Annotated in this window: 11 protein-coding genes and 1 pseudogene; 4 read left to right on the top strand and 8 right to left on the bottom strand. The window is 68.9% G+C overall.

Annotated elements, in window-relative coordinates:
• Positions 1-558, bottom strand: a 558-nt coding sequence (locus BGN98_RS06385; protein ID WP_288120312.1) for a relaxase/mobilization nuclease domain-containing protein, incomplete at its 3' end; no start/stop codon positions are given.
• Positions 555-974, bottom strand: a complete 420-nt coding sequence (locus BGN98_RS06380; RefSeq protein WP_288120310.1) for a MobC family plasmid mobilization relaxosome protein — start codon at positions 972-974, stop codon at positions 555-557. The genes BGN98_RS06385 and BGN98_RS06380, both read right to left, overlap by 4 nt.
• 253 nt (positions 975-1,227) lie before the next feature.
• Here BGN98_RS06380 and BGN98_RS06375 point away from each other — a divergent pair, with 253 nt between their 5' ends.
• The 3 genes from BGN98_RS06375 to BGN98_RS06365 all read left to right on the top strand — a co-directional run bounded on the left by BGN98_RS06375 (position 1,228) and on the right by BGN98_RS06365 (position 2,357).
• Positions 1,228-1,602 (top strand): hypothetical protein, encoded by a 375-nt coding sequence (locus tag BGN98_RS06375; RefSeq protein ID WP_288120308.1) that lies wholly within the window; start codon positions 1,228-1,230, stop codon positions 1,600-1,602.
• 253 nt (positions 1,603-1,855) lie between these two features.
• Entirely contained in the window at positions 1,856-2,062 is a 207-nt protein-coding gene (locus BGN98_RS06370) for a hypothetical protein (RefSeq protein WP_288120306.1), read from the top strand.
• Positions 2,063-2,144: 82 nt separating this feature from the next.
• On the top strand, positions 2,145-2,357 hold the full coding sequence (locus BGN98_RS06365; RefSeq protein WP_288120304.1) for a helix-turn-helix transcriptional regulator: 213 nt from the start codon (positions 2,145-2,147) through the stop codon (positions 2,355-2,357).
• On the opposite strand, the gene BGN98_RS06360 is transcribed toward BGN98_RS06365, so the two are convergent.
• The 4 genes from BGN98_RS06360 to BGN98_RS06345 are packed head-to-tail and all read right to left on the bottom strand — an operon-like array spanning position 2,354 to position 4,444.
• Positions 2,354-2,944, bottom strand: coding sequence for a recombinase family protein (locus tag BGN98_RS06360; protein ID WP_288120302.1), 591 nt, complete (start codon positions 2,942-2,944; stop codon positions 2,354-2,356). The genes BGN98_RS06365 and BGN98_RS06360 overlap by 4 nt on opposite strands.
• Complete coding sequence (locus BGN98_RS06355; RefSeq protein WP_288120300.1) at positions 2,941-3,387, bottom strand: antitoxin VbhA family protein; 447 nt, start codon at positions 3,385-3,387, stop codon at positions 2,941-2,943. The genes BGN98_RS06360 and BGN98_RS06355 overlap by 4 nt, the downstream gene beginning before the upstream one ends.
• The gene (locus tag BGN98_RS06350; protein WP_288120298.1) at positions 3,384-4,247 is read right to left on the bottom strand and encodes a Fic/DOC family protein; all 864 of its coding nucleotides are present in this window, start codon (positions 4,245-4,247) and stop codon (positions 3,384-3,386) included. The genes BGN98_RS06355 and BGN98_RS06350 overlap by 4 nt, the downstream gene beginning before the upstream one ends.
• Positions 4,247-4,444: a hypothetical protein gene (locus BGN98_RS06345; protein WP_288120296.1), complete on the bottom strand. Its 198-nt coding sequence runs from the start codon at positions 4,442-4,444 to the stop codon at positions 4,247-4,249. The genes BGN98_RS06350 and BGN98_RS06345 overlap by 1 nt, the downstream gene beginning before the upstream one ends.
• Positions 4,445-4,625: 181 nt before the next feature.
• Here BGN98_RS06345 and BGN98_RS06340 point away from each other — a divergent pair, with 181 nt between their 5' ends.
• Positions 4,626-4,919 carry a hypothetical protein gene (locus tag BGN98_RS06340; protein ID WP_288120295.1) on the top strand — a complete coding sequence of 98 codons (294 nt, stop codon included), beginning with the start codon at positions 4,626-4,628 and terminating at the stop codon, positions 4,917-4,919.
• 1 nt (position 4,920) lies between these two features.
• Here BGN98_RS06340 and BGN98_RS06335 read toward each other — a convergent pair whose 3' ends face one another.
• Together BGN98_RS06335 and BGN98_RS06330 are read right to left on the bottom strand one after the other, a co-directional pair.
• Positions 4,921-5,295, bottom strand: coding sequence for a hypothetical protein (locus BGN98_RS06335; RefSeq protein ID WP_288120294.1), 375 nt, complete (start codon positions 5,293-5,295; stop codon positions 4,921-4,923).
• Positions 5,292-5,800 (bottom strand): annotated as a pseudogene (locus BGN98_RS06330) (hypothetical protein); the annotation flags it as partial. The pseudogene BGN98_RS06330 and the gene BGN98_RS06335, both read right to left, overlap by 4 nt.

The following is a 5,800-nucleotide window of genomic DNA, read 5'->3' as shown; positions in this document are numbered from 1 at the left end:
GTAACCGCGGGTCGAACGTTCGGCCTGCGAGGACTCCAACGGCTCCAACCCGTACTTGACTTCGAGCGCGCGGGCGGCGACCTGAGCGCGGTGGAAGTCGTTGTGAACGGATGCCTTCGTGCCGTCCTCGCGCACGAGGTTCACGGCGATGTGAATGTGGTCGTTCCCGTTCGTCGACACACCGTGCCGGATCGCAACCCACCGGCACGGGGCGCGCGGGCTGTCCGGGTCGTCGAACTCCATAGCCTTGACGAAATCGTTCGCGATGTCGCGCCACTCCTCGTCCGTGCGCAGCCCTTCCTCAGCGCGCAGAGAGAGCGAGCAATGCCACACATGGCCGCCCGGCACTTCGACGCCGAACGCAGCGCGCGGCTTGTCGAGGTGCCGCGCTATCGACAGCGCAGCGTCGCGTCCCAGCTCGGCGTCATCGTGCCACGCCAACAGCGCAGGGTCGCCCGCGACCAGGTGCGGCTCGGCGTGCTCGTTCGACCGGCCAGGACCGGCAAGGTAGGTCAGTAGACCCGACATGCGGTCGCCGCGGGTCACGTTCGGCATCACGAGCTAGCACCGCTCAGCTCGTCGACGAAGGCGTCGATCCGGTCGGCAACCTCGCGCACCTTACGCAGCGTCGCCACCATCTCCGCCTGCGTCTCTCCGGTCGCGTTCGTAGCCTTCGCCATCTGGTTGACGTTGTTCGCGATCGTCGCCAACAGTCGATGCGTCGCGAACATCTGAGAGATGACCTCGTGCCGGACGCTCGCGTTCGTCGCAGCCTCAGCCGCTCCGCCAGCGAGCGCGGAATCGACGAGGAGCTTGGGCACGCTCACCTTGTACTGCAACGCCAGAGAGTAGAGCTGCCCTTCCTCCTCGGGCGTCACCTTCACGACGTGACGGTGCTGACGACCACCCGTGACACGGCGCCGACGCTTCTGGCCGTCGCGAGACGTGCCGCCATCGGCCTCCGCGTCTGCCATCTCGTCACCTTCTCTCGGCCCAGCGCAGCGACCCCGGATCACCGGGGACCACACGTCTAGTGTGCCGCACCCTTCGACCCCTGTCGAGAGGCTCAAGCCGATCAGGGCACCTGATCGTATAGCTTGCTCCGTCTGGGACGCCTCTCAGGATCGTTCCTGTCGACAGACGGGAGTGGTCGCGGCTCCGCCGCGGCGTGTTCTTTCGATGACATTGAGGATCGACGGGAACGTGTGCGATTCGTACGATGGGTGCATGGCTACGCAACTGACACCAGAGGAAGCAATCGAGCGCGCCCGTCGTCTACAGGAGGGCCGCATCAACGCGGTTCGCACCGTCGCGGAGGCGCGGCAGCGGCTCGTCGACGTGCAGGAGGAGACGGCCCGCGAGCTGGCCGATCTGCAAGCACGGATCGCGGAGCGGATCGCGGATGCCGAACGCGACGACGTGCGCGCGTACAACGCCGCGCAGAGCGCCGGGTGGAGTGCCGACGAACTTCGCAAGATCGGCCTGCCCGAGCCCGAGAAGAAGGCGCGCGTGAAGCGCCGCGCAGCGCGCAAGCCTGCGGCTCCGAAGCCAACACCCGAGCCTGCCGAGACGTCGACCGAGGAGGCCGTGCCGGCTGGCTGATTCGTTCGTCTCTCAGGCCCCGCTACCGGCTTCCGGTGCGGGGCCTGTTGCGTTCCCCCGCGTTGCGGGGTTGCACTCCGCTCCGAGCCCGTCAAGGGCGCTTCGCGTCCCTCCGGGAGAGCCCTGCGGGCTCCCCTTGACCGCCTCTCCACTGCGTGCAAGGCGGCAAGTGTTCCGCCGAAAGCAGGCAGCTCGGCGCACGCGCCGAACTTCCCACTTTCGGACGGACACACACAAAGGAGAGGACGTCACGATGAGCACTCTGGTTGCTTTCACGACGATCACGACCACGCTCCCGTCGAGGGACGAGGATCGGCCGCGGCTACTTCGCAACGTGGCCGAGCGGGATCAGCAACTCGCGGACTACGGCCGCGCCGGCTACCACCTGGCGAACACGGTCACCGCGACCGGCGCCGAGCTGGTGACCGTCGTCGACACCCTCACCAAGGACGCCGAATGATGCCCGGCCAGCAGCAGAGCGCGGCCGACGTCGAGGCGGTCGACGGCTACCTGGTTCCGGTCGACCCGGCCGAGGAGACGGGGTGCGAATCGTGCCAGTGACCGGCCCCCGCAAGCGTCCCAAGATGCTCACTCCCGGCGAACTGGCCGCGCAGCTCGGCGTCGACGTGCGCGACCTCAAACGACTCCGGGACGAGGGCCGCGGCCCCGCCTACATCACCCTCACGCCGCGCACGATCCGCTACCTCAGCTCCGAGGTCGCGGACTGGCTCAGCGAGGACGAGACAGGAGGCTAAGACGCACCGGCCGGCTGGCTCTCGTCGTGCTTCGCGAGAGCCCGAGAGACGCTGGACGCACCGACGCCGAACGTGCGCGCGATCTTCGCGATGCTCAGGCCCGCGTCGCGCATCCGAGCTGCCTCCACGGTCCGCTCCGTGGTCATCACCGAGGGGCGGCCGCCGACGCGGCCCTGCGCGCGGGCGTGTGCAAGACCGCGCAGGGTGTTGTCGCGGATCGTCGCGACACGGAGCTGGGCGAGCACGGCCATGATCCCGACGATGGCCTCCCCCATCGGCGTCGACGTGTCGACGTCGAGGAACGGTTCGGTCAGACTCCGCAGGCGGACGCCGCGGCGGCCGAGGTCGCGGATCAACTCGATGGCCATCAGCTCGGTGCCCGCGATGCGATCCAGCGCGCGGATCACGAGCGTGTCGCCCTCGCGCAGATAGTCCAGACACGCGACCCACTGCGGCCGCTCCGTGATCCGGCTCGACTCTCCTCGATCGACGAACACCCTGCCGGCGCCGGCCGCGCGCAGCTCGGCCTCCTGCGCCTCCGGGTTCTGCTCGCGCGTGCTCACCCGCGCGTATCCGACGACGTTCACGACGCGCGTCCTTCCATGAACCGGCGCACCGCGCGATCACCGCGACGCCGGTACTCGTCGAAGTCGATCGCACCGCGAGCGAACTCGGTCAGGTTCTCCACGTCCTCGCGGGTGGGCTCGAAGCCCTCGTGCCAGCCGGCCGCGAGCGACTGGCGCACGGAGTTGCGCTGCACGTCGTCGAGCTGCACGAACAGCTCGGGCCAGCGCTCCTCGATGTCGAACCGCTCCATCAGCGCATCTCCTCCCCCGCTGTCTCCTCGGCAGTCAGTCCGTAGCGGGCTCGGGTGGCGCGTCACCAGCTCGTCGGAGTCGATGGCCCCCTCGACATACAAGCCTGCATCGGCACGCGTCGCCGCACCTACCGTCAGGCCCTCCATCTCCGTGCTGTGGATCGCCTCAGCGACCCAACGTGCACGCTCCGCCCTCGTGGTCGTGGTGGTCATCCTCGCCCCTCCTGTCCCGCCCCGTAGGCTCGGCCGGCTGTAGTCCCGCTGCCCCCGCGAGCGGTCGGCGGTGCCACCGGCCGAGTCGCGTCGGCCGCGGACCCCGGATAGCTCGCCTGCCAGAGCGGGCTCCTGCTCACGGCCCCCGGCGGCGTGTCGCGGGGGGCCGACTCAAAAGGGGCGATCGCCTTCCCCAGCACCGCCGCCAGTCGGTCGTTACGTCCGGTGGCCTGGCCGTGGAATCGGGCCCGCACGAACTCGTCGCGCAGCGGCGCACCCGGCGCGAACTGAGCCGGGTCGATCCGATAGCCGGCCTGCTCCGCGAGCTGGGAGAAGAACACGAACTGCGATCGAGTGTTGCCCTCCCGGAAGCTGTGGATCACGTTGACCTCGCCCCACGTCTCGGCCAGCTCGTCGACGAACTCGGCCTCGGGCAAGCCGCGCAGCAAGTCTTTGCCGGCGAGCTTTGCGTACTGCGCTTCGGCAGCCTCGTTCATCGGCTCACCGCCGGGGTAGTAGCGATAGGCGATCAGCTCCGTACTGCTCGGGTCGAGCACGTTCGGACCGTCCTTGCTCATCGGCGTATCCGGGCCGACCCGTGGCACGCCGGCCCAGTCGTAGACGTCCTGGAAGATCGCGCCGTGGATCGCCTTCATGTGGTCATAGTCAAACCGGCCCGCGATCGGGTGCTGCCGCAACTCTTCCAATCGGAACGCCGCAGCACCCTCTTCCATCGTGCGCAGCTTGTCCGGGTCAGGTTCACCGTAGGGCTTGCCCGGCGCGGTGAACTTGTTCCTCAACACAGACGTACCTGGGATGAAGTAGTCATCCCAGGTACGGAAGGTGGTGCCGCGCGGCATCAGCCCTGAACGTGTCGACGCATCGCCGCAACGGCCTCGTCGGCGGTCAGCTCGTTGCTGGCCACCCGCTCCATGAGCGCGCGCAGCGTCGGGTCGGTGACCTCGTGGCCGGCCAGGGCGAGCGCGGCATCAGCGAATGCCAGACGGTCCTCGACGACAGCCTGCGCCTGTCGATCGGTTGCGATCGCGTGAGCCATAATCCGCCCCTTCCGTGAGCTACTCCGATTCTACCAGAACCCAACCGAAAACGGGAGGATGGATGTTTCGGTGCATTCGAGTTTCGGTGCACAGTTTCGGTGCGCTCGATGACGGCGTGTCGCCTTTCCGGCGGTGTCGTCGACGGCACCGCCGGAAACGATCGTTTCCGGTCAGGCGTCGGTGGCTCGACGTACGGTCGAGGTCGTGGTGCAGCACTGGTCCCCCATGTCTCAGGTGCAGGCCGGCGTCGAGCCGGGCACCTGGTACGTGTTCGACCGCAGCCGGCGCATCGCGATCATCCGGCTCGTCGAGGTCCGCGGCCGCCGGCTGCTCCGGTCGGTGACCTACGATCCCGACCCGGATCAGCGGCAGCTCATCGGCTACTTCCCCGACAACGGGATGCAGCTCGCGGCCGAGTGCACCTGGTCGGAGTACGTGCGGTGGACGGGGCCGCCGACGAGCAACCGCAGGTAGCTCAGGCGTGCTCGGCCGGCGGATCGGTCTGCACGTCCTCGGGCAGGCTCGTGCCGATCGCTCCTGTGCGCAGGTCGCCGTAGTAGGTCACGGCCTCCTCAGCGGCGTCGCTGGTCCCGTAGACCGGCGACACGATCACGAGGTAGTCGATCGGTGCCGGCTTCTCGGAGGGGATCGCGTCGACGAGGCAGTCTCGGTAGACGTGCCCGCTGTAGTAGCCGATGCGGCCCTGTGAGTCGGGCCGCCACAGCTTGTCGCCGTCCTTCGGCAGCAGCAGCGAGTTCGCGAGCGACAGGGTGATGCCGAACTCGACGCCCGGATGCGCTGCCTGCGCCTGGTCGAGCACCTGGTCGACGAGCTGGGGGACGGCGGTCATGCCTGCACCGCGCGATCGGCGTAGGTCAGGCCGGCGCGGCGTAGCGCGTCGGCCGGCGATCCGTCGCTGTAGTCGGGGGCCTCACCCGTCATGGGCAGCGGAGCGTTGGTGCGTGCGTACTCGTGCACCTGGTCGGTGAGCGTGTCCCACGTCGCCGGCTCTCCGGTCGGAGTCGTCGTCAGCTCGACCTCGCACGTCACGCCGCGATCGGTGAAGTAGCGGCGCGCGGCCGCGAGGTACGCCGCGGTGTAGGCCGCGGCGTCTTGCCGCCACAGCTCCTCGACGGTCGCCGTCGCGGCGCGTGCCGAGGCCAGCGCGGCCGCTTGCGGCTCGCCGGTCGACCCGGCGCGCTCGATGACGGCCTCGGTGAGGCTCCGGGCCTCCTGCATCAGTGCGAGCGCTCGATCGCGGTCCTGCTCGTCGACGGCGAACACGTCGGCCGGCATGGCTGCCTGAATGTCCGCGATCCGTGCGCGTTCGTCGCGCGTGGCCACGGCGTTGAACA

The sequence above is a fragment of the Microbacterium sp. 69-7 genome (assembly GCF_001897985.1).
Lineage (GTDB): Bacteria > Actinomycetota > Actinomycetes > Actinomycetales > Microbacteriaceae > Microbacterium > Microbacterium laevaniformans.
This window is presented reverse-complemented; position numbering and strand designations above follow the sequence as displayed.

Excerpts from the sequence above, each read along its gene's own strand:
- BGN98_RS06335 (WP_288120294.1), bottom strand. The coding sequence starts at position 5,295 with ATGACCGCCGTCCCCCAGCTCGTCGACCAGGTGCTCGACCAGGCGCAG.
- BGN98_RS06380 (WP_288120310.1), bottom strand. The coding sequence starts at position 974 with ATGGCAGACGCGGAGGCCGATGGCGGCACGTCTCGCGACGGCCAGAAG.
- BGN98_RS06370 (WP_288120306.1), top strand. The coding sequence starts at position 1,856 with ATGAGCACTCTGGTTGCTTTCACGACGATCACGACCACGCTCCCGTCG.
- BGN98_RS06375 (WP_288120308.1), top strand. The coding sequence starts at position 1,228 with ATGGCTACGCAACTGACACCAGAGGAAGCAATCGAGCGCGCCCGTCGT.
- BGN98_RS06345 (WP_288120296.1), bottom strand. The coding sequence starts at position 4,444 with ATGGCTCACGCGATCGCAACCGATCGACAGGCGCAGGCTGTCGTCGAG.
- BGN98_RS06350 (WP_288120298.1), bottom strand. The coding sequence starts at position 4,247 with ATGCCGCGCGGCACCACCTTCCGTACCTGGGATGACTACTTCATCCCA.
- BGN98_RS06355 (WP_288120300.1), bottom strand. The coding sequence starts at position 3,387 with ATGACCACCACGACCACGAGGGCGGAGCGTGCACGTTGGGTCGCTGAG.